This is a genomic window from Streptomyces sp. CB02959 (genome assembly GCF_002803155.1).
GTDB lineage: Bacteria > Actinomycetota > Actinomycetes > Streptomycetales > Streptomycetaceae > Streptomyces.
The window spans coordinates 24,680-45,343 of record NZ_NNBP01000015.1 but is presented as its reverse complement, the minus strand read 5'-3'; the positions used below and the strand labels follow the sequence as shown (position 1 = coordinate 45,343).

At 73.9% G+C, this 20,664-nt stretch carries 21 protein-coding genes and 1 pseudogene; 13 read left to right on the top strand and 9 right to left on the bottom strand.

Features of this window, described 5'->3' with window-relative positions; genetic code table 11:
• Positions 1 to 135: 135 nt before the first annotated feature.
• The 6 genes from CG747_RS23790 to CG747_RS23770 all read left to right on the top strand — a co-directional run bounded on the left by CG747_RS23790 (position 136) and on the right by CG747_RS23770 (position 4,921).
• Positions 136 to 783 (top strand): amino acid ABC transporter permease, encoded by a 648-nt coding sequence (locus CG747_RS23790; RefSeq protein ID WP_100603848.1) that lies wholly within the window; start codon positions 136 to 138, stop codon positions 781 to 783.
• A 91-nt stretch (positions 784 to 874) separates the two neighbouring features.
• Positions 875 to 1,810 carry an amino acid ABC transporter permease gene (locus tag CG747_RS23785; protein ID WP_100603847.1) on the top strand — a complete coding sequence of 312 codons (936 nt, stop codon included), beginning with the start codon at positions 875 to 877 and terminating at the stop codon, positions 1,808 to 1,810.
• 185 nt (positions 1,811 to 1,995) lie between these two features.
• Entirely contained in the window at positions 1,996 to 3,810 is a 1,815-nt protein-coding gene (locus tag CG747_RS23780) for an FAD-dependent monooxygenase (protein WP_100603846.1), read from the top strand.
• Positions 3,803 to 3,889, top strand: a complete 87-nt coding sequence (locus CG747_RS51040) for a putative leader peptide (RefSeq protein ID WP_311044721.1) — start codon at positions 3,803 to 3,805, stop codon at positions 3,887 to 3,889. The genes CG747_RS23780 and CG747_RS51040 overlap by 8 nt, the downstream gene beginning before the upstream one ends.
• Before the next feature lie 94 nt (positions 3,890 to 3,983).
• Positions 3,984 to 4,523, top strand: coding sequence for a cysteine dioxygenase (locus tag CG747_RS23775; RefSeq protein ID WP_100603845.1), 540 nt, complete (start codon positions 3,984 to 3,986; stop codon positions 4,521 to 4,523).
• Entirely contained in the window at positions 4,523 to 4,921 is a 399-nt protein-coding gene (locus CG747_RS23770; RefSeq protein ID WP_100603844.1) for a rhodanese-like domain-containing protein, read from the top strand. The genes CG747_RS23775 and CG747_RS23770 overlap by 1 nt, the downstream gene beginning before the upstream one ends.
• A gap of 415 nt (positions 4,922 to 5,336) precedes the next feature.
• On the opposite strand, the gene recX is transcribed toward CG747_RS23770, so the two are convergent.
• The 4 genes from recX to CG747_RS23750 all read right to left on the bottom strand — a co-directional run bounded on the left by recX (position 5,337) and on the right by CG747_RS23750 (position 8,899).
• Positions 5,337 to 6,005, bottom strand: a complete 669-nt coding sequence (gene recX, locus CG747_RS23765) for a recombination regulator RecX (protein ID WP_100603843.1) — start codon at positions 6,003 to 6,005, stop codon at positions 5,337 to 5,339.
• A gap of 6 nt (positions 6,006 to 6,011) precedes the next feature.
• Complete coding sequence (gene recA / locus CG747_RS23760) at positions 6,012 to 7,133, bottom strand: recombinase RecA (RefSeq protein WP_100603842.1); 1,122 nt, start codon at positions 7,131 to 7,133, stop codon at positions 6,012 to 6,014.
• Positions 7,134 to 7,354: 221 nt separating this feature from the next.
• Positions 7,355 to 8,569, bottom strand: a complete 1,215-nt coding sequence (locus tag CG747_RS23755; RefSeq protein ID WP_257980692.1) for an AI-2E family transporter — start codon at positions 8,567 to 8,569, stop codon at positions 7,355 to 7,357.
• A 135-nt stretch (positions 8,570 to 8,704) separates the two neighbouring features.
• Positions 8,705 to 8,899: a DUF3046 domain-containing protein gene (locus CG747_RS23750; RefSeq protein ID WP_100603840.1), complete on the bottom strand. Its 195-nt coding sequence runs from the start codon at positions 8,897 to 8,899 to the stop codon at positions 8,705 to 8,707.
• A 382-nt stretch (positions 8,900 to 9,281) separates the two neighbouring features.
• Here CG747_RS23750 and CG747_RS23745 point away from each other — a divergent pair, with 382 nt between their 5' ends.
• The 3 genes from CG747_RS23745 (at position 9,282) to CG747_RS23735 (ending at position 12,019) form a co-directional block, all read left to right on the top strand.
• Positions 9,282 to 9,857: a DUF6542 domain-containing protein gene (locus tag CG747_RS23745; RefSeq protein WP_100603839.1), complete on the top strand. Its 576-nt coding sequence runs from the start codon at positions 9,282 to 9,284 to the stop codon at positions 9,855 to 9,857.
• Entirely contained in the window at positions 9,850 to 11,499 is a 1,650-nt protein-coding gene (locus CG747_RS23740) for an LCP family protein (protein WP_100603838.1), read from the top strand. Before CG747_RS23745 ends, CG747_RS23740 begins: the two co-directional genes overlap by 8 nt.
• Before the next feature lie 142 nt (positions 11,500 to 11,641).
• Positions 11,642 to 12,019 carry a metalloregulator ArsR/SmtB family transcription factor gene (locus tag CG747_RS23735; protein ID WP_100603837.1) on the top strand — a complete coding sequence of 126 codons (378 nt, stop codon included), beginning with the start codon at positions 11,642 to 11,644 and terminating at the stop codon, positions 12,017 to 12,019.
• A 23-nt stretch (positions 12,020 to 12,042) separates the two neighbouring features.
• Here CG747_RS23735 and CG747_RS23730 read toward each other — a convergent pair whose 3' ends face one another.
• Positions 12,043 to 12,456 (bottom strand): sec-independent translocase, encoded by a 414-nt coding sequence (locus CG747_RS23730; protein ID WP_100603836.1) that lies wholly within the window; start codon positions 12,454 to 12,456, stop codon positions 12,043 to 12,045.
• A gap of 157 nt (positions 12,457 to 12,613) precedes the next feature.
• Between CG747_RS23730 and CG747_RS23725 the strand changes: the two genes are divergently transcribed.
• The 3 genes and pseudogenes from CG747_RS23725 to CG747_RS49750 all read left to right on the top strand — a co-directional run.
• Positions 12,614 to 13,192: a TerD family protein gene (locus CG747_RS23725; RefSeq protein ID WP_100603835.1), complete on the top strand. Its 579-nt coding sequence runs from the start codon at positions 12,614 to 12,616 to the stop codon at positions 13,190 to 13,192.
• Between the two features lie 61 nt (positions 13,193 to 13,253).
• Positions 13,254 to 13,934: a transglycosylase SLT domain-containing protein gene (locus CG747_RS23720; protein ID WP_100603834.1), complete on the top strand. Its 681-nt coding sequence runs from the start codon at positions 13,254 to 13,256 to the stop codon at positions 13,932 to 13,934.
• 190 nt (positions 13,935 to 14,124) lie between these two features.
• A pseudogene (locus CG747_RS49750) lies at positions 14,125 to 14,688 on the top strand (TerD family protein); the annotation flags it as partial.
• 707 nt (positions 14,689 to 15,395) lie between these two features.
• Here the strand turns inward: CG747_RS49750 and CG747_RS23710 are convergent.
• On the bottom strand, positions 15,396 to 16,811 hold the full coding sequence (locus CG747_RS23710; protein WP_100603832.1) for a hypothetical protein: 1,416 nt from the start codon (positions 16,809 to 16,811) through the stop codon (positions 15,396 to 15,398).
• A 573-nt stretch (positions 16,812 to 17,384) separates the two neighbouring features.
• Between CG747_RS23710 and CG747_RS23705 the strand changes: the two genes are divergently transcribed.
• Positions 17,385 to 18,308: a hypothetical protein gene (locus CG747_RS23705; RefSeq protein ID WP_100603831.1), complete on the top strand. Its 924-nt coding sequence runs from the start codon at positions 17,385 to 17,387 to the stop codon at positions 18,306 to 18,308.
• A gap of 40 nt (positions 18,309 to 18,348) precedes the next feature.
• Here CG747_RS23705 and CG747_RS23700 read toward each other — a convergent pair whose 3' ends face one another.
• From CG747_RS23700 to CG747_RS23690, 3 genes are all read right to left on the bottom strand, one after another.
• Positions 18,349 to 18,657 carry an AzlD domain-containing protein gene (locus CG747_RS23700; RefSeq protein ID WP_100603830.1) on the bottom strand — a complete coding sequence of 103 codons (309 nt, stop codon included), beginning with the start codon at positions 18,655 to 18,657 and terminating at the stop codon, positions 18,349 to 18,351.
• Complete coding sequence (locus tag CG747_RS23695) at positions 18,654 to 19,478, bottom strand: AzlC family ABC transporter permease (protein WP_374701807.1); 825 nt, start codon at positions 19,476 to 19,478, stop codon at positions 18,654 to 18,656. The genes CG747_RS23700 and CG747_RS23695 overlap by 4 nt, the downstream gene beginning before the upstream one ends.
• Positions 19,479 to 19,554: 76 nt before the next feature.
• Positions 19,555 to 20,535, bottom strand: coding sequence for an AraC family transcriptional regulator (locus tag CG747_RS23690; RefSeq protein WP_100603829.1), 981 nt, complete (start codon positions 20,533 to 20,535; stop codon positions 19,555 to 19,557).
• Positions 20,536 to 20,664: the final 129 nt, after the last annotated feature.

Sequence of the window (20,664 nt, the reverse complement as noted above, 5' to 3'; positions counted from 1 at the left end):
CCGTACGCCCGCCGCGACGGGTGTACGGGGCGCGCTGTCTTCCGCGCGCCCCGCCGACCTGCGGTCGGTGCCGCGCGGTTCGCCGCAGTACCCGCCGTTTCCCGCCGCCGACCCGACCGCTACCGCGGAGACCCCATGAACGTACTCCTCGATTATCTGCCCGAGTTCCGGGACGGGTTCCTCGGAACCCTGGCGATCACCGCGTCCGCCGCGCTGCTCGCGCTGGTGCTCGGCGTGCTCATAGCCGGTTTCCGGGTCTCTCCGGTCCCGCCGCTGCGCGCCTTCGGCACGGCCTGGGTGACGGTGCTGCGCAACACGCCGCTGACGCTGCTCTTCCTCGTCGCCTTCTTCGTCGTGCCGCAGATCCTCTTCCAGGGCGCCAGCCCGTACATCCTGGGCACGCTGGCGCTCGGCTTCTACACCTCCTCCTTCGTGTGCGAGGCGGTGCGGTCCGGTATCGGCACCGTGCCGCTGGGGCAGGCGGAGGCGGCCCGCAGCCTGGGCCTGACCTTCTCCCAGACGCTCCGGATGGTCGTGCTCCCGCAGGCCACCCGTACCGTGCTGCCCCCACTGAGCAGCATCATCATCGCGCTCACCAAGAACTCCGCGATCGCCGGCGCGTTCGGCTACGGCGAGCTGTTCAACGTCTCCAAGCTGCTCAACGACCGGGGCTACCCGATCGCCTGGATCTTCCTGTGGACGGCGCTCGCCTACCTCATCATCACCTTCTCGGTCAGCGGCTTGTTCAAGCTGCTGGAGCGCCGGCTGGAGGTCGCCCGATGAGCGGATCCGACAGCTTGGACACCAGGAACGACACCTGCGGGCGGGCACCGTCGCCGCGCACCGGCGGGACGCGACGAAGCGAGGTAAGGGCATGAGTGGCGCGAGCGTTCTCTACGACGTGCCGGGGCCGAAGGCGAAGGCCCGCAACCGCATCTACAGCGTCCTCGGCGCGGTGGCGGTGCTGGGGCTGTTCGCCTTCGCGTTCCTGCGGCTGGACTCCAAGGGCCAACTGGACCCGCAGGTCTGGCAGATCTTCAACTACGCCGGCGTGCGCACCAGCATCCGCGACGGCATCCTGACGACCCTTCAGGTCTTCGCGGTGGCGGCCGTGCTGTCGCTGGCACTGGGCCTGCTGCTGACCGTGGCCCGGCTCTCGGACCACAAGCCGATCCGCTGGGTGGCCACCGGCTTCATCGAGCTGTTCCGCGCGGTCCCGCTGCTGATCACCATCTACGCGCTGTGGGTCATCCTCCTCACCAGCCGGGACGCGCTCGGCCTCACCGGCAGCCAGCCGCAGTTCTGGGCACTGGTCGCGGGCCTGACGGTCTACAACGGCTCGGTGCAGGCCGAGGTGCTGCGGGCCGGCATCAACTCCGTGCCCAAGGGCCAGCGGGAGGCCGCGTACGCGCTCGGCATGAGCAAGACGCAGGTCATGACGACCGTGCTGATCCCGCAGGCGATCCGCGCGATGCTGCCGACGATCATCAGCCAGCTGGTCGTGACCCTGAAGGACACCTCGCTCGGCTACATCATCACCTTCGAGGAGCTCCTCTACACCGCCCGCCTGATGAGCACCAACATCCTCGTCAACGGGAACGACACCTACATCCCGGTGATCACCGTCATCGGCAGCATCTACGTGGCGATGTGCCTGGCGCTGTCCGCCCTGGCCAACTGGATCGAGCGGCGCGGGCGCCGGGCCCGCACCGGCGTCGCGGCGACCCCCGCCGCCGAGCCGGCGGCGGCCGCGGACGCCGCGGAGCCCGCCGGTCCGGCCGCCGACGCACCGGCGGCCACGAAGGACTGACGGGACGTCCGGTCGCACCGCGGCCGGTACCGGACCGTCCGGAGGCGGTGGCAACGGCGCCACCGCCTCCGTCACTTGACGCAGGCGGCCGCAATGGGTTGCATACGCTGTGTGATCACGCACCGGGCTCCCGCCGCCAGTTCCCGCACGTCCCGTACGTACCGCCGGATCCAGGGAGCCGCCCCGTGGAGCCGGTGATCGTCGCCGGGGCCGGCCCGGTCGGTCTCGCCCTCGCCCTCGCCCTGACCCGGCACGGCGTGCCCGTCGTCGTCCTCGACGAGACCGACGGCCAGGAGGAGGCCCGGCCCGCCCGCACCGTCGTACTCCGCCCGGACACCGCCGCGTTCGCCGCCCGGCTCGGCTGCGCGGACACCCTGGCGAGCGCCGGCACCCGCTGGTCGGCGTGGCGCACCATGCGGCGCCGCCGGCTGCTGGAACGGGTCGCCTTCGCCGACGACGGCACCGACGGAACGGACCGGGACGGGGCCGGCGCCTCCCCGGTGCACCTCGCGCAGCACGCGCTGACCCGCGCGCTGCGCGCCGCGCTGGCCGTCGAACCGCTCGCCCGGATCGCCTCCGACAGCCGGCTGGCCGCGGTCGAACAGGACGGCAAGGGCGTCAGCGCCCAGACCCGCGGCGACAACGGGACCTGGTGGCGCGGGAGTTACCTCGTCGGCTGCGACGGCCCGCGGTCCACCGTCCGCAAACTGCTGGACATCCGCTTCCCGGGCCGTACCGCCGTCGAGCGGCACGCGGTGGCCACGCTGCGCACCGAACTCCCCTGGCCCGGCGAGGCGCTGCTGCACCGCTCGCCGGCCCGGCACGGCGGTGGCCGGGTCAGCGAGGTGTCCGCCCGGCCGCTGCCCGGCGGGGTCTGGCGGCTGGACTGGCTGCTGCCCCCGGGGCGCGAGCTGGTGACCCCGGACGCCGTGGTGGCCCGGATCCGCGACTCGCTGGCCGGCTGGGCCACGGAGGCCGCGGACGGATCCGCCGACGAGGGCGCCACGGCGGGCGGACGCAAGCACACCGGCCTGGTGCCGCCCTACGAACTCCTCGACACCGGCGTCCACACCGTCCACCACCGGCTGGCCCGGACCTGGCGGCAGGACCGCGTCTTCCTCGCCGGCGACGCCGCCCACCTGCTGGGCGCGCTCGGCACCCAGGGCCTGGACGAGGGCCTGCGGGACGCCGAGAACCTCGCCTGGAAGCTGGGCCTGGCCTGGCACCACGGTGCCACCGAGACCCTGTTGGACAGCTACCAGGCCGAGCGCCGGGGCGCGGTCGCCGCCCGGTTGCGGGCCGCGGACTCGGCGTTGCCGCTGCTGCGGGACGGCGGCGCGGTGCGCTGGCGGACGGTGCTGCCGGGCGCGGCGCGCGGACGCAGCACCCTGCTGACCGACGGCCACCTGGGCCGCGGCCCGCTCGGGGCGGCCCCGTCCTATCTGCACACGCCGCTGGCGGCGCCCGTCGACCTGCCCGGCGAGGCGGCGGTCGGCACCCTGCCGGGGGCGCCGGTGGTGGACGTGCCGGTGACCGCCTCCGACGGCGCGTCGGTGGGACTGCGCGACCGGCTCGGACGGGGGTTGCTGGTGGTGCTGGTGGCGCCCGGTACCGGGGTCTGGGACCGGCGGCACTGGCAGTCGGCGGGGTTGATGCCCCGGCTGTCGGACGCGGTCGGGGCGCTGCCGATGCGCGCGGAGATCCTGGTCACCGAGGCGTATCCGGGCGCCGCCGCGCACACCGTGCTGGTGGTGCGGCCCGACGGCCATCTGGTCGCCGCGCTGTCCGGGGTCCGCCCGGACGAACTGGCCGCCTGTGCCGACGCGGTGCGCGGCGGGGCGAACGGGGCGGAGAACCGCCGGCCGGCCGCGGACGGGCCCACCCGGGAGCCCGGGGGCGGACCGGACGGCGCCGCGGCGGAGCCGGGGACGGAGCCGGTGGCGGACGCGGTGCCGGTTGACCCTCCGGGAAACTCCGTGCTTCACTCCGAGAGTGACTGATCACAGCTCGCGATTCTGGCGGAGGGTCCATCTGGACCTGGTCCGCTATGCGGGCTGCATGTGTCGTCCGTCCTGTTGATCCCCACCGCCGCGGCCGTCGCCGCGGTGGCCTTCCCGCGCGGCAGTGCACCGGCATCCGGCGGCCGCGCCCCCGATCACTCAGGACGGTTTCCGTGCCCGACGTACAGATCCCCGCGCGCCCGCGTGCCCGCGCCCACGACGGTGGCCCCAGCGCCGCCGAACTCCTCGACTTCGCCCACCGCACCGCCGCCGATCGCGCGCTCATCGCGTCGCTGCCGCTCGACCCGGAAGGCCGCACCTGGGTCCGGCTGGACGGCCCGCGCGGCAGTGAGGCCTGGCTGATCGGTTGGCCGCCCGGCACCGGCACCGGCTGGCACGACCACGGCGGCTCGCGCGGCGCCTTCGCGGCGGCCGCCGGGGAGTTGACCGAGCAGTCGCTCGCCGCCGCGCTCCCCACCGAGGGCTGGAAGACCCTGGAACTCGCCGACGGCGTCGACCGCGAACGGCGGCTGAGCGACGGCCGGGGCCGGGCGTTCGGCCCGCACCACGTGCACCAGGTGCTCAACCTCTCCCCCGACACCCACGCGGTGTCGGTGCATGCCTACTACCCGCCGCTGCCGCTGATGCGGCGGTACAGCCGCACCGGGCCGGTGCTGCGGCTGGAAGAGGTCGAACGCCCGGAGGAGTGGTGATGAGCGCGATCGACGAACTGCTGGCACGGGCCCGGCGCGGGCTGACCCGGGTGGACCCGGCTCAGGCCGCGGCGCTCCGGGAGACCGGCGGGTTGCTGGTGGACATCCGCTACGCGCAGCTGCGGGAACGCGACGGCACCATCCCCGGGGCGCTGATCGTCGAGCGCAACGAGCTGGAATGGCGCCTCGATCCGACGGGTGAGCACCGCGCCCCCGAGGCGACCCATCACGGCCTGCCGATCGTCGTGATCTGCAACGAGGGCTACGCCTCCAGCCTCGCCGCGGTCTCCCTGCACGAACTCGGCCTCCACCGCGCCACCGACCTGATCGGCGGCTTCCAGGCGTGGCGGGCGGCGGGCCTGCCGGTGCGGGAGGCGGAGCCGTCGGTGGAAGGCTAGGGACTGCTGGTGGGGGGCCGGGGGCTTCCGGTGGAGGGCTACGGCCCGTCAGTCCCTGATCCACCGGACGGGCCCGGAGGTCGTCGTCGCACTCCCGTCGTCCGCCCGGGGTGGGCCGGGCGTCGGCCGACAGGTGGGAGTCCGGCGGCCGGGCCCAGGACGGCTCGGAGGGCCGAGCGGGAGGACGGCGAACGGGGCGTAGTCGGACGGCGCGTGGCCGGTCGGACCGGGCCGTTCCGTTTCGGTGCGGTCCGTTTCGGTGCGGCGCGGTTCGGTTCAAGAGATGCCGAGGCCGGGCGCCGGCTCGACTGCCGCCGTGCGCAGGCTGGTTCGGGCGGCACCGCGGGCCGGACGGTACGGCTGCCCCTGATCGGGGCGGCCGGGTGTCGCGGGCGGGCGCGCGGGCCCGGACCGGTCAGGCGTCGGGCAGGTGGTGGTCGAGGTCTTCCGGGTCCTCGCCCTCCTCTTCCAGGGCCTGGCGGACGACGCGGAGGGCGAGGCCCTGCGAGTAGCCCTTGCGGGCCAGCATGCCGGCCAGGCGGCGCAGCCGCTTGTCGCGGTCCAGGCCGCGGGTGGCACGCAGCTTGCGGTCGACGAGCTCGCGGGCGGTGGACTCCTCCTGCTCGGCATCGAGTCGGCCGACGGCCTCGTCGATCAGTGCGGAGTCCACTCCTTTGGTGCGCAGCTCGCGGGCGAGGGCGCGGCGGGCCAGGCCCCGGCCGTGGTGCCGGGACTCCACCCAGGCGCCGGCGAACGCCGCGTCGTCGATCAGACCGACGTCCTCGAAGCGGGCCAGCACCTCCTCGGCGGCCTCGTCGGGGATGCCCCGCTCCCGCAGGGCGTCCGCCAGTTGCCGACGGGTGCGCGGGCTCCCGGTGAGCAGGCGCAGGCAGATCGCCCGCGCCTGCTCCTCGGGCGTACGCGGCGGTCCCGACCCGGCCCTCGACGGGCGGGAACCACCGCCGTCCCTGGGTGCGGCGCCGTCCTCGGGGACGGCGCCGCCCGTCCGGCCACTACGGTTCTCGGCGTCGCCGGCAGCGCTGTCGAAGTCGGCGCTGTCCGGCCATTCCGTTCGCCGTGTCATGGCGCGTCAGCTCTTGGCCGCCGCGGCCTTGGCGGTCTTGGCGGTCTTGGCGGCCGCCGCCGGTGCGGCCTTGACCGGCGCCTCCGCCGGGCCGGCGGCGTCCGGACCGGGCTCCGCCGCGTCCTCCTGCGGCTTCACGCCGATGCCCAACTTCTCCTTGATCTTCTTCTCGACCTCGTCGGCGAGATCGGGATTGTCCTTGAGGAAGTTGCGGGCGTTCTCCTTGCCCTGGCCCAGCTGGTCGCCCTCGTAGGTGTACCAGGCGCCGGACTTGCGGATGAAGCCGTGCTCGACGCCCATGTCGATCAGGCCGCCCTCGCGGCTGATGCCCTGGCCGTAGAGGATGTCGAACTCGGCCTGCTTGAAGGGCGGCGCGACCTTGTTCTTCACGACCTTGCAGCGGGTGCGGTTGCCGACCGCCTCCGTGCCGTCCTTGAGGGTCTCGATCCGACGGATGTCGATCCGGACGGAGGCGTAGAACTTCAGCGCGCGGCCACCGGTCGTGGTCTCCGGGGAGCCGAACATCACGCCGATCTTCTCGCGGAGCTGGTTGATGAAGATCGCGGTGGTCTTGGACTGGTTGAGCGCGCTGGTGATCTTCCGCAGCGCCTGGCTCATCAGACGGGCCTGGAGGCCGACGTGGGAGTCGCCCATCTCGCCCTCGATCTCGGCCCGCGGCACCAGGGCGGCCACGGAGTCGATCACGATGAGGTCCAGGGCGCCGGAGCGCACCAGCATGTCGACGATCTCCAGGGCCTGCTCGCCGTTGTCCGGCTGGGACAGGATGAGGTTGTCGATGTCGACGCCGAGCTTGCGTGCGTACTCGGGGTCGAGGGCGTGCTCGGCGTCCACGAACGCGACCTGGCCGCCGGCCTTCTGCGCGTTCGCCACCGCGTGCAGGGTCAGGGTGGTCTTACCGGAGGACTCCGGTCCGTAGATCTCCACGACCCGGCCGCGCGGGAGGCCGCCGACGCCGAGGGCGACGTCGAGGGCGGTCGAGCCGGTCGGGATGATCTCGATGGGCTCCCTCGACCGCTCGCCCATGCGCATGACCGCGCCCTTGCCGAATTGCCGTTCAATCTGTGCGAGTGCGGCGTCCAGCGCCTTCTCGCGGTCGGTGCCTGCCATGGGTTCCACCCGGTTTGCTTGAGTCGATCGCTTCACGTCCATGACGCTAACGCCTGCCACTGACAACGCGCCCGGACCAGGTCCCGGCCTGTGGACAACCCGGCGGTCGGCCCGGGATTCCCAAGGGCCGGAGCCGCTTCGGGCGGCCGGACACCCAATAAGAATGGATGTTCGATTTTGGTGTCAAGCGCGCCGCGCGCCGCGCCACCGCACCGCCGGCGTCACGCGCCGCCCCGCCGCGCCCCGCTCGGCACGGCACCCTCTTCGCCGCTCGGCACGGCACCCTCTTCGCCACCCGGCGCCCCGGCGCCCGACTCCCCGGCCGACCCGGCCGACCCGGCCGCGTCATCGGCACCACCACCGGTGGCCCCGCCCCGACGCCTCGCCCGGAAGCGGCTCCGCGGATCCGCGGTGACCTCGTACCGCTTGACGTACGCACCCAGGAACGCCTGGAGCGTCGCGGTGGCCGGGATCGCGATCAGCGCGCCGACCGCGCCCATCAGGGCCGTACCGGCGATCACCGAGCCGAAGGCGACGGCGGGGTGGATGTCCACGGTCCTGGCGGTGATCCGGGGCTGGAGGAGGTAGTTCTCGAACTGCTGGTAGACCACGACGAAGCCGAAGACCCACAGCGCGTACCAGGGATTGACGGTGAACGCGATCAGGATGGGCAGCGCACCCGCCATGTACGTGCCGATCGTGGGCACGAACTGCGAGATCAGGCCGACCCACATGCCGAGCGCCGGGGCGTAGGGCACGCCCAGGATCTCCAGCAGGACGTAGTGCGCGACCCCGGATATCAGCGCCATCAGGCCGCGGGAGTAGAGGTACCCGCCGGTCTTGGCGACCGCGATCTCCCAGGCGCGCAGCACCTCGGCCTGCCTACGGGGCGGCAGCACCGAGCACAGCGCCCGCCGCAGCCGGGGGCCGTCGGCGGCGAAGTAGAACGAGAACAGCGCGACGGTGAGGAGGTTGAACAGCCCGCCGAGCACCTGGGCGGAGACCGCCAGGACGTTGTTGGCGCTGTCCTGGACGTACTTCTGCAGCCAGTCGGAGTTCAGCAGGTTGTTCTGCACCTGGACCCGGGAGAGGTGGGTGTGGAAGGTGCTGTTGGTCCAGCTGATGACGGAGTCCAGGTACTGCGGGAACTCCTCGACCATGGTGGCGATCTGGCCGGCCAGCATGGACCCCAGCAGCGTGACGAAGCCCACCGTGGCGACCAGGATCGCCAGGAACACCAGGCCGGTGGCGAGCCCGCGCCGCATGCCGCGGCCGGCCATCCAGTCGACGGCCGGTTCGATGGCCAGCGCCAGGAAGAACGCGATGAGGACGTTCAGCAGCAGGCCGATCAGCTGGTGGAAGCCCCAGGTGGCGAGCTGGAAGCAGGCCACCAGAGCGAGCGCGAGCACCATGGCCCGCGGGAGCCAGCGCGGCATCCGCGCCTCGCGCCGGTCATCGGACCGGTCCCGCGGCGGGTCGTCGGGGCGGGGGCCGTCGTGGCTGCTGATCTCATCTGTCACGGACACGCAGCCAAGTGTCGCGCACCGCGCCGACACCCGGCCGCCGCCCGCTCAGCGCTTGTCCTGCGGCACGTCCATCGCCGTGCAGACCACCCGCCACACCTCTTTGGCGCTCCACCCCGCCGCCAGTGCCTCGTGGACCGTGCGGCCGCCGAGCCCCGACATCACGTGATCGCGTGCGAAGGAGTCGGCGTAGCCCGCACCGAAGTGGTCCGCCATCCGCTCCCAGAACACCGTCAACCGCATGATTCCCGCCTCACACCTACTCCGGCCTGCACGTTCCCCGGCTTCCCGCCGCTGCGCGCGAGCGCCCCAGGGGGCGTTCGCGCCGGGCTCCTTCATACCGCCGGAGCCGGACGGAAGGCCAGCGAGGGCGGGCCGCTCCCGGGCCCGCCGTCCGCGCCGCCGGGGTGCCGCGGCCCGGTCGCCCGCGGCCCGGCCGGGCGCGGCGCGCCCCAGGTGGCTGGTCCGATGACCCCCCACACACTTGCTAGATTGCGCAATCAAGCAGTCAAATGTGAAACCGGCTCGGCGCAATCGTCGTCTTCCCGGCCGGAACCGCCCTCTTCTGCCGCCGCGCGGCACGCCCCGCGACCGCCTCGCCGGTCCGGCCGTCCAAAGGATGCGAATGACAGGTCAGCGCACCGAAGCCCCGAACGGGTACGACGACCTGGCGCGGGACCCGGCACAGGTGTCGCGCCGGGTGCCGGGCCCCCGCCGGCGCGGCGACCGGTACGAGGGAGCGGACGGCGTCGGGCCGGCTCCCGGGCGGGCCGGCGCACGGTCGGGCCGGGTGGGCAACGGTCGACGGGCCGGCCGCGCCGCCCTGGTGGCGCTGGTGGTGGCCGCCGTCGGCGCCGCGGCCGACACGGCGCTCGGCGGGCGGCCGGGCTGGGTGTTCGCGGTGACCGCGGCGCTCGGTGCGGCGCTGGCCGCCAAGGCCTGCACCCGGGCCGGCGCCTGGTGGCTGATATCTGCGCCGCCGCTGGTGGTGGCGGTGGTCACCGTGGCGTGCGAGCAGCTGGCGGGCACCACCGACGTCCAGGGCAAGGGCCTGGCGACGGCGGCGGTGCGCTGGGCCGTGGACGGGTTCCCGGCCATGGCGGCGGCCGAGGCGGTGCTGATCGTGGTGCTGGTGACCCGGGGCATACGGGCCGGTCGGCGCGGCGACCGGAAGCGGAGCAGGAGGAACAGCGGTGCATGACGAGCGGAGCCCCTACGGGCGGAGTCCGTACGGACCGGATGACCGGGAGCCCGGCGAATCGGGCGGCCGTGCCGCGCGCCGGCGCGCGCCCGACGGGCGGGGCGGTCGGCAACGCTCCCCCCTGGTCGTCGTCGGACGGACCGCGCTGGCCCTCTCCTCGGCGCTGGTCCTCCTGGCCAGCGGGGTGTCCTGGGCGGCGTACAACTGGGTCAGCAGCGGGCTGAACACCTCCGACGCGCTCAGCGCCATCGGCGGCAAGGACGCGCCCAAGCACCTGGACAACTCCGTCAACCTGCTGCTGATCGGCCTGGATTCGCGCAAGGACATGAACGGCAACGACCTGCCGCGGGAGTTCGTCCGCGACCAGTTGCACGCCGGGTCCAGCGACATCGGCTACTACAACACCAACACCCTGATCCTGATGCACATCCCGGCGGACGGCGGGAAGGTCACCGCGTTCTCCGTACCGCGCGACGACTACGTGCAGACCTTCAACGGGGACGGCAGCTCCCAGGGGCACTTCAAGATCAAGGAGGCGTACGGCAACGCCTACACGGTCGCCCACGACAAGTTCTCCGCCCAAGGCGTCAAGGGCGCCGACCTGGAGAGCCGGAGCCGGGAGGCCGGCCGGGAGGCGACGCTGGCGACCGTGCAGAACTTCCTCAAGGTGCCGATCGACCACTTCGCCGAGGTCAACCTGCTGGGCTTCTACGACATCGCCAAGGTCCTCCAGCCGATCGAGGTCTGCCTGAAGCACCCGGTCAAGGACCGCTACTCGGGGGCCGACTTCCCGGCGGGCCACCAGCAGCTCAACCCGAAGCAGGCGCTCGCCTTCGTCCGGCAGCGGCACGGCCTGGAGGGCGGCGACCTGGACCGCACCCACCGCCAGCAGGCGTTCCTGTCGTCGGTGACCCACAAGCTGAAGAGCGAGGGGGTCTTCGGCGATCTGGGCAAGCTCCAGGGGCTGTTCGACGTGGTGAAGAAGGACCTGGTCATCGACAGCAAGTTCGACGTGCTCGACTTCGCCCAGCAGGCCACCAACCTGACCGGCGGGAACGTGGTGTTCCACACCCTGCCCATCGCCGGTTTCGGCACCCGCAACCGCGAGTCCGTCAACCTCGTCGACGTCCCCAAGATCCAGTCCATCGTGCAGTCCCTGATCGGTGGGAAGGCCGCGTCCCCGGACGCGTCGGGCGGCGGCGCGCCGTCGCCGTCCACGAAGGCCGCCCCGGCGACCGTCGACGTCCTCAACGGCGCCGGGAAGGCGAAGCCGGGGGCCGCCGGCGACGAGCTCAAGGCGCTGAGCGCCCTCGGCTACACCGCGGGGCACGCCGGCAACGCCACCCCCCGGCAGCGGACCACCATCCTCTACGGCGCCGGCGCCCAGGAGGCCGCCCAGCAGATCGCCGGCCGCCTGAGCGCCGCCGCGCCGGTCTCCTCGGCCTCGGTGCCCGCCGGCCGCGTGCAGGTCCTCCTTGGTGCCGACTTCACCGCCCCGCCGGCCACCGGGGCCGGCACCCCGCCGGCAACGTCGGAGAAGTCCACCGACTCGGGCGCGAAGGACAACGCCCCCGCGCCCGTGCCGTCCGACGCCTTCGCCGGCGACTCCGTCAAGGAGGGCGGTATCCCCTGCGTCAACTGACGCCCGACGGGCCGCCGGTGGCACCGGCGGCCACCCGAGCCCCCGGCCGTATCCGTGGCATCGCCTGCACCGGCGACCGTACGGGCCGGGGGTGCGCCGCCTAGACTGGGCCGTCCGGGGGCCAGAAACGGGGAGAGCCGCAGTGGTGAAGAGCGTCGAAGGTGCGGGCGGGAGTACGGGCGCGACGGCCGACCCGTCTGCCGAGGTGCTGGCCGAGGCGGCCGCGGTGTTCGGGCTGCTGGCCTCTCCCCCGCGACTGCACATCGTCTGGGCACTGGCCCAGGGCGAGAGCGACGTCAGCGGACTCGCCGAACGCGTCGGCGGCGCACTGCCCGCGATCAGCCAGCACCTCTCCAAGCTCAAACTGGCCGGCCTGGTCCGCTCCCGCCGCGAAGGCCGACGCGTCGTCTACTTCGTCGACGACCCCCAAACAGTCGCCGTCACCCGGACCCTCGTCGTCCAACTCGCCGCCCGCAACAAGGGCGCGTCACCGGCCCGCCTGCGCCGACTGGGCGGCTGAGTCCCGGCCGCGGGCCGCGCCGTTCAGGTCGCGTCGGCGTCGAACGGCGGCCGTTCCTCCGGGCGCCCGTCGGCCGCCGACCGCTTGCGGAGGTCCACCGGAACCCGGCTCGCGTGCGGTGCCGCAGCCGGTTCCGGGTCGAGAGCGGCGCGGAGTTCCCCGATCCCGTCGCGGAGCTCCGCGATCCCCAGGTCGTCGTTGCCGAGCAGCTGTTTGCGGACGAAGGTCCGCGGATGCAGGTCCTCGAACTCGAAGTCCTTGAACTCCGGGCCCAGTCCGGCGCGCACCTCGTCCTTCGCCTGATCGGAGAAGCTCCGCACCTTGCGCAGCAGCGCGGTGGCGTTCTGGAGGAACTCCGGTAGTTTGTCCGGCCCGAAGAGCAGCACCACCAGGATGCCGATGACGAGCAGATCGGGGGTACTCATTCCCAGGAACATCCCGCCACTCCCTGTAGGTCACCGGTGCGCCGTGCCACTCCCGTGGGCACGTCCACCGACATTTTAGATATTGCGCAATCGTGGAACCAACATCGGGTTCCCCGCGTTGTCCAGGACGACAGCACAGACAGGTTTCAGGACTGCTGGAGGGTTTTTCATGGGTGTGACCCTGTCCAAGGGCGGCAACGTCTCGCTCAGCAAGGAGGCCCCGGGCCTCAGCGCGGTGACCATCGGCCTGGGCTGGGCCGTCCGCACCACGACCGGCGCCGACTACGACCTCGACGCCTCCGCCTTGATGTGCGCGCAGTCCGGGAAGGTCGCCTCCGACCAGCACTTCGTGTTCTTCAACAACCTCACCAGCCCGGACGGATCCGTGGTGCACTCCGGCGACAACCTCACCGGCGGCAGCCACGGCGACGACGAGCAGATCCAGATCGACCTGGCCACGGTCCCGGCCGAGATCGGCAAGATCGTCTTCCCGGTCTCCATCTACGAGGCCGAGGAGCGCGGCCAGAGCTTCGGCCAGGTCCGCGACGCCTTCATCCGGGTCGTCAACCAGGCCGACGGCCGGGAGATCGCCCGCTACGACCTCACGGAGGACGCCTCGACCGAGACCGCCATGGTCTTCGGCGAGGTGTACCGGCACGGCGCGGAGTGGAAGTTCCGCGCCATCGGCCAGGGTTACGCCTCGGGACTGCGCGGTATCGCCCAGGACTTCGGGGTCAACGTCGGCTGACCGACGCGCCGGACGGATGCCCGGACGGCGCCGGTACGGCGCGTAGCGGAAGGAGCGGGAGATGGCCGAATCCCGGGGGCGGTGGCGGTGGCTGCTGCTGGCGGGTGCCGCCCTGGCGGTCTGGGCCATGGCGCGCGGCGGCCACGGCGGCGCCCCGGACGCCGCGCCGCGCCCGTCCACCGCGTCGTCCGCCGCGCCGGATGCCGCCCCGTCCGCGACGCCCGGCGGCGGCGCCACGACCCCGCGGTCCGACGGGGTGTACGACCCGGCCGACTGCGCCGCCGCGGTGCGCAAGTACGCGGCGGCGGCCGGCGTCCAGCCCCGGCTGCTGATGGCGATCCTCTACAACGAGTCCTACAAACCGCACGATCCGGGGCTGGAGCGGGCCTGGCAGCGCTACAAACCCGACGCCGCGTTCGGGGTCGCCAACATGCACCGGGCCGCGTTCGACGAGGTCAAGCGCGGCCGGGACTTCGCCGGCCGGAAGTGGGAGGAACTGCCGGACGACCGGGACCTCGCCGTCGAGGCGGCCGCCTGGTACCTGCACGACCTGAACCGGCGACTGCCCGCGCAACGGCCCGCCGGACACACCCGCGACGAACTGCTGGCGCTGGGCTACAACGCCGGCGCGGGCAACATGCTCGCCTTCGCCCGCGGCATCCCACCGGGCGCCCAGGCCCAGTCCTACCTGGACCGGCTGCACGAGAACTGGGCGCAGGCCGACCGGGCCGTCGCGCGCTGACACGACCGTCGCACGATGGCGGAACGGTGGCGGAACGGCGACAGGAAGGCGTCAGGACGCGGCGGTGGCGCACTTCGAACGCCTCCGCGACCGCATACTTCAAGCATTGCGCAAGATAGGGAACCTTGCTGATTTCCTTGGCGTTGTAGCCGACGGACGCCGGATGCCGGGAACATGATGGAGGAAGCTCATGGGCGTGGCCCTGACCAAGGGCGGCAATGTGTCGCTCAGCAAGCAGGCCCCAGGTCTGACCGCCGTCAGGGTGGGGCTGGGCTGGCAGGTGGGAGCCGCCGCGGGGACCGGGCACGACCTGGACGCCAGCGCGCTGCTGTGCGGCGAGTCCGGCACGGTCCTCTCCGACCGGCACTTCGTCTTCTTCAACAACCTCACCAGCCCCGACGGCTCGGTGCGGCACTCCGGCAGCCGCCCCACCGGTGAGGACCGGGAGCAGATCGAGGTGGACCTCGCCGCGGTCCCGCCCGAGGTCACCAAGATCGTCTTCCCGGTCTCGCTCTACGAAGCCGAGCAGCGCCGGCAGAATTTCGGCCAACTCACCAGCGCGTACATCCGCGTGGCCGACCAGGCCGGCGGCGCCGAGCTGGCCCGTTTCGACCTCTCCGGCCAGGCCGCCACCGAGACCGCCATGGTCTTCGGCGAGCTGTACCGCCACGGCACGGACTGGAAGTTCCGCGCGATCGGCCAGGGCTACGCCTCCGGGCTCGCCGGCATCGCGCAGGACTACGGCGTCGACGTGCTGCGCCCGGAGCCGGCCCCCGCGGCCGCGCCGGACCGGCCCGCGTCGCCCTCCCCCACGGTCTCGACCCCGTTCGGGCAGGGGGGACCCTCCTCCGGGGCGCCCGCCGCCCCGCCGGTGCCGCCCACTCCCACGGCGACGTCCGTGGCCGTGGCAGCGGCCGCCGGAGCGGCACCGTCCTCGGGTCTCGCCCCCGCCACATCACCGCAACCGACAGGAAGTTCCGACATGACCTGCTTCTTCGACCCCAACCACGGCCCCGGAATGACGCCCGTGATGTGGTCCCCGCAGTGGGGCGTGCCGCGCCAGGTCCAGACCTGCGGCGGCTGTGCGCAGCGGGTGCAGACCACCACCCCGCCGTTCTACACCCCGGCCCAGGCCGGCTATCCGCAGCCCGCCCAGCAGGGCTACCCGCAGCAGGCGCAGCCGGGTTACCCCCAGCAGGGCTACGCACAGCAGCCCGACCACCAGCAGGGCGGCGGCCGGCGCTTCGGCACCGGCGCGCTGATCGGCGCCGGTGCCGCCGGCCTGGTCGGCGGTGCGTTGCTGAACGAGGCGTTCAGCGACGACGAGCCCGAGGTCGTCGTCAACAACTACTACGAGGGCGACGAGTACGAGTGACCCGCCGCACCGCATGACCCGTCGGAGCCCGGCCGTGCCCCGTCACGGCCGGGCTCCGGCACGTCCGGGCATCGGCGCGCCCGGACTCACTTGGGCGCGATCCGCACCACCCCGGTGATGGTGCCCTGCCACCACACCCCGCCGGGTGTGGCGTTGCCCGCCATCTGGAGCGTGTCGAAGAGGAACCCGGTACCCAGGCGGTGACGGCTCGTCACCCGGCCGGTCTCCGCGTCCACCGCCAGGAAGTCGTAGCGGTCCAGGATGCCGGTCCGCGCCGGATCGAGAACACCGGTGCGCTCCACGGTGTAGAGCGTGCCGTCCGCGACGGACAGCTTGGGGACGGCGGCCGAGCGGATCCGGGCGTCCCAGCGGATCGCGCAGCCGCTGCCGTCCCGGTCGATGTCGACCCGGGTGAGTCCACCGGCGAACGGTGCGCTCGCGGGCTCCGCGGGACCCGCGCCGTCCGGCACCGCCGGGTACGGATAGCCGTAGGTGCCGGCCACGTACACGCTGTTGCCGGCCCCGATGGGCGAGTTCTCGGTGCCGCTCCCGTTGGGGTCGAGGACCGGGATCCGGCACACCGTGCGGTTGTCCTCGGTGGACACCACCATCAGGTGCTCCTGGGGGGCGGCGTTGTCGGTGATCGCGAGGTACTCGGAGCCGGTGCGCGGCCCGAAGAACGTCGGCGTGGCACCCGTCCCGTGGCTGAGTTGCCCCGGCTTGCGGGCCGGCCCGCGGTCGTAGGCCCGCCGCCACACCACCCGCGGCGCGCCGTCCGCGCCGGCGCGCAGCAGGTACAGCGCGTGGTCGGTGGCCACCGCGGCGCCCTCGGGGGCGGTGGACAGGGAGTTGGCCACCGCCTCGCCGAGGTCCGTCGTCCGCACCGTCTTGGTGGTGGTGTCGACGGTGCCGACGAGGCCGTGCGCGGTGGCGAACCACACCCGCCCCCGCCAGTCCGGGGAGAGCCCGACCACGCTGTCCCCGGACGGGACGGCGCCGGTCAGCGGCGTCCGCTCGACGACCTTCAACTCCCATCCGCCGTCGGCCTTCCGGGCGTGGGCGATCCGCAGCAGGTCACCGGAGCCGTCGGCGACGACGAGCCGGTCGTGCTCGTCCAGATAGCTGTAGATGCCGCCCAGGACACCGGACTTGGCCAGCGTCAGCTCGGTGAGCGAGGCGCCGGTCGCCGGGTCGAGCAGATGGACGTGCGGCGCCCGGTCGAAGATGCCGGTGCAGACGGCCACCGGATAGCCGTCCGACCCGGCCAGCACGGTCGGGCAGGCGGACTGCAGCGCCGTGCGGTGGCTGACGGTCCCGCCCGTCCCGGGGCCGCTGCGGGGCGTGGTGTCCGACGAGGCGGTGTCGCCGTGCATGGCCCCCGCTCCGCCCGCGGCGAGGTACGGGTTGGCGGGCGGGGCCGCGGCCCGCGCCGGCCCCGCCGTACCGAGGACGGCGGCCAGGGCGGCGGCGAGTGCGAGGACGCGAGTGCTGCGAGGGGGCATGGATCGGCTCCAGGATTCGGGAACGGGAAAGGCGCGCAACGGAGTCGGCGCGCGGGGAGCGCGGGCGGGACGGCGCACACGCGGGTCGCACGGGCAGGGACGGAAGCGGTGGTACGGGACGGCGCGCCGGGCGATCGTTTGTCCGGGGCGCCCGGTTGACGCCCGCCCCGGGTCGGCCGGCGCGACGGCCGCCGGTATCCGGGGCGGCCGGTCCCGCGCGGAGTGCGCGGAAACGGTCCGACACGGTGACGCGGCCGCCGTCCAGGACGGCTGACGCCCGGAACACAGGCGGACGAAAGGGACGATCGACGCGGGGTCAGCGACCCGCCGGACGACACGCCGCGGACGCGAGCCGCGCGAGGTCCAGGAAGAGGCGTCTGTGGAGCGGGAGTTGACCCATCACGCGCGGCATTGCAGCATGCGCACCGCGAACCCGCAATCCCCGTCCCACCCCTGGAGACGCCCCGCGCCCGAGGAGGAGATCGTCAACCGGATGCCTCCAGGGTCCCGCCCTCGGAGGGCAGCGGGCCCCGAGCCCGTGCCGCCGCGGGGTTTGGCCCCTACGGTCGGGCCATGGTCGAAAACGTAAGCCCTTCAGCGCTCCCTCTGGCGCGCGCCGAGCACTTCGTCTGGCTGACCGCCCGGGTGCTGGAGCAGCGGCTCTTCGCGTACCACTTCCTCGGCGGCGGCGCGGACCCGGTCGAGACCGCGCTCACCGCGTACCGCAACGACGACGACGGCTACGGCCACGCCCTGGAACCCGACCTGCGCGGCCCGGTCAGCCAGCCGCTGCACACCGCGCACGCCCTGAGGGTCCTGGACCGGATCGAGCGGTGCGACGGCCGCCGGGTGGAGCGGATCTGCCGCTACCTGACGCGGATCTCGACACCCGACGGAGCACTGCCGGCGGTGCACCCCTCGCTGCGCGGCTATCCGGCCGCGCCCTGGATCCCGGTGGTGGACGACCCGCCGAGCTCCCTCCTGGCCACCGGCCCGGTGGTGGGACTGCTGCACCGCAACCAGGTGTGGCACGCCTGGCTGTTCCGGGCCACCGACTACTGCTGGTCGGTCGTGGAGTCCCTGGAGAAGACCCACCCCTACGAGGCAGCGGCGGCGGTGGCCTTCCTGAACGGCGCCCCGGACCGGCCCCGGGCGGCCGCCGCGGCGCAGCGACTGGGCCGGCTGGTCCGGGAACAGGGCCTGGTCGTACTGGATCCGGCGCGGGCGGCCGAGGCCCCGGTGCCGGACGGGTACGCCCCCGGGGAGCACCACTTCGCCTACCACTTCGCCGCCGCGCCCGGTTCGCTGGCCCGCGGCTGGTTCACCGACCAGGAGATGGACCGGGCCCTGGACCACCTCGTCGCGCTCCAGGGGGCGGACGGCGGATGGCCCGTCACCTGGCGCCTCTGGGCGCCCGGTACGGAACTGGAGAGCCGCCCGATGGTGACCCTGGAGGCGCTGCTCACGCTCCGGGCGTACGGACGGCCGCTGGGCTGACGAGCGCCCGCCGGGCCCCGCGGGCGGCCCGGCGGCGCGGTCACCCGCCCAGCGCCCGCACCCCCGCGGTGACCGCCACCGCGACAGCGACGATCAGCAGGAACGGGGCGCGCAGCAGCAGCGCGACGACCGCGGCGGCGACGCCGGCGGCCTTGGCGTCGAGCATCAGGTGGTGGCCGTCGCTGAAGGTCTGCTGCGCGGTCAGCGCGGCCAGCAGCGCCACCGGGAGAAGCGCGGCCAGCCGCTTGACCAGGGGGCGTTCCAGGACGCCGGCGGGCGCCGACAGGCCGAGGAACTTGACCAGGTAGCAGCCGACGGCGGTGGCGCCGATCGCGATCCAGAGGCTCATGCCCGGTCCTCCCCGGTGGTGCCGTGGTCCTTGCCGGTCCGCTCCTGCGGGGCCTGTGTCGCGGGTGCCGCGTCCTGTGGGGCGGGCGGCCGCCGCCACCTCCCTCGGGCGGCGAGGACGACCGGTGCGGCGAGCGCAGCCAGCAGCACCGGCACCCCGGCGGGCAGGACCGGCAGCGTCACCAGGAGCAGCAGGACGGCGAGACCGGCGGTGCAGCGCTCCGTGGCGGACCGCAGCATCGGCGCCAGCAGCGCCACGAAGACCGCGGGGCCGGCCGCGTCCAGGCCCCAGGCGCCGGTGTCGCCGAGCGCCCGCGCCCCCAGGGCACCACCGAGGGTGGTGAGGTTCCACAGGACGTACAGCGACAGTCCGGTGACGGTGAAGCCCAGCCGGGCGCTGCGCCGGTCGGGCTGGGCCAGGGTGACGGCGGCGGTCTCGTCGATGACCCAATGGGCGGCCAGCGGCCGGAGCGCGCCCCGGTAGCCGAGGACGGCGGAGAGCCGCAGCCCGTAGAAGGCGTTGCGGACGCCCAGGAAGAAGGCGCCGGCCACGGCGGTCAACGGGTTGCCGCCCGCGGCGAGCGCGCCCACCAGGGCGAACTGCGAGGCCCCGGTGAAGACCAGCAGGCTCAGCGCGCACGTCTGCCAGAGGCCGAGCCCGGCGCCGGCGGAGGTCACACCGAAGGCGAAGCCGGAGAGCCCTACGGCGACACCGACGCCCAGCGCGTCCCTGATGACGGCGGAGTCGGGCCGCGCCGGTAGGGGCGGTGGCCCGTCGTGCGCCCCGGGGTGGTCCGGGGCGGTGGGTATCTCCGTCCGCACGGCGCGATCCGGCCCGGACGGTACGGCTGCTCCATCTGCCTGTTCTGCTGCTGCCTCTTCTGTCACGCCCCGGACCCTAGGAGGACGCCCCCTGCACGGTCTTGTACGTTCTTGCGGCCGGTCGGCCGGGGCGCCGGGGCGCCGGGGCCACCGCTTCCCGCCGCCGCGGCCCGGCGACCCCGCCCGCCGCACCGTCCACCGCCGCGCGCTCCCGGCGGTACGCGCCCGGCGGCACCCCGACGATCCGGGTGAAGTGCCGGTTCAGATGCGGCTGGTCGGTGAAGCCGACCGCCACCGCCGTCTCCGCGGGCGGGGTGCCGGCCTCCAGGAGCCGGCGGGCGCGCCGCACCCGGGCGTCGGTGAGCCAGGTGTGCGGCGGCATGCCGTACGCCGCCCGGAAGGCCCGCAGCAGCGCGAACGGGCTGGCTTCCAACTCCCGGGCGAGCTCCTCCAAGGTGGGCGGATCGGCCATCCGCTCCTCCAGGACGGCGCGGGCCCGGGCGGCGGTGCGGGTACCCGCCGTACGGGGCGTGCGGGACGGCAGCGGGCCGCCGTGGCCGCGCAGCAGCCGGGCCAGCGCGATCCGCAGCAGGCTGTCGGCGGCGAGCGCGTTGCCGGCCTCCGCGGCCCGGTGGATACCGGCGATCAGCCGGCCGATACCGGGCTCGTCGGCGACGGTCCGGACGAACCCCGCGGTGCCGCGCAGCCCGGTGGTCTCCCCGGCGACCGCGGCGACGAGCTCCGCCGACGGGTAGAGCGTGGCGTAGGTCCAGCCCTCGGGGGCGCCGGCCCGCGCGCTGTGCGGCACCTCCGGATTGATCATCACGATGCCGCCGCGGCCGGCCCGGACCACGCCGTCCCGCAGGCCGACCGCCTCGATCCCGGAGGTGACCACGCAGATCACGTAGCCGTCGTGGGCGTGCCGGGGGAAGGAGTGCCGGACGTAGCGGGCACGCAGCAGGTCGAGGCCGGGCAGCCCGGGGCAGCTCCAGTGGCGCGCCCACTCGCCGCGGGCCTGCGGCGCGGCCTGCGCACCACCCGCGCTGATCATGACCATGCCGTTCATTGTGCGCCCGGCCGGCGGGCGCGAGGCGGGACGTCCGCACCGTGGACGGCCACGGTCCGGCCGGGGCCGGCACGGCCCGCGGGCGGCTCGGCACCGGCTCAGGACCGGCTCAGGACCGGC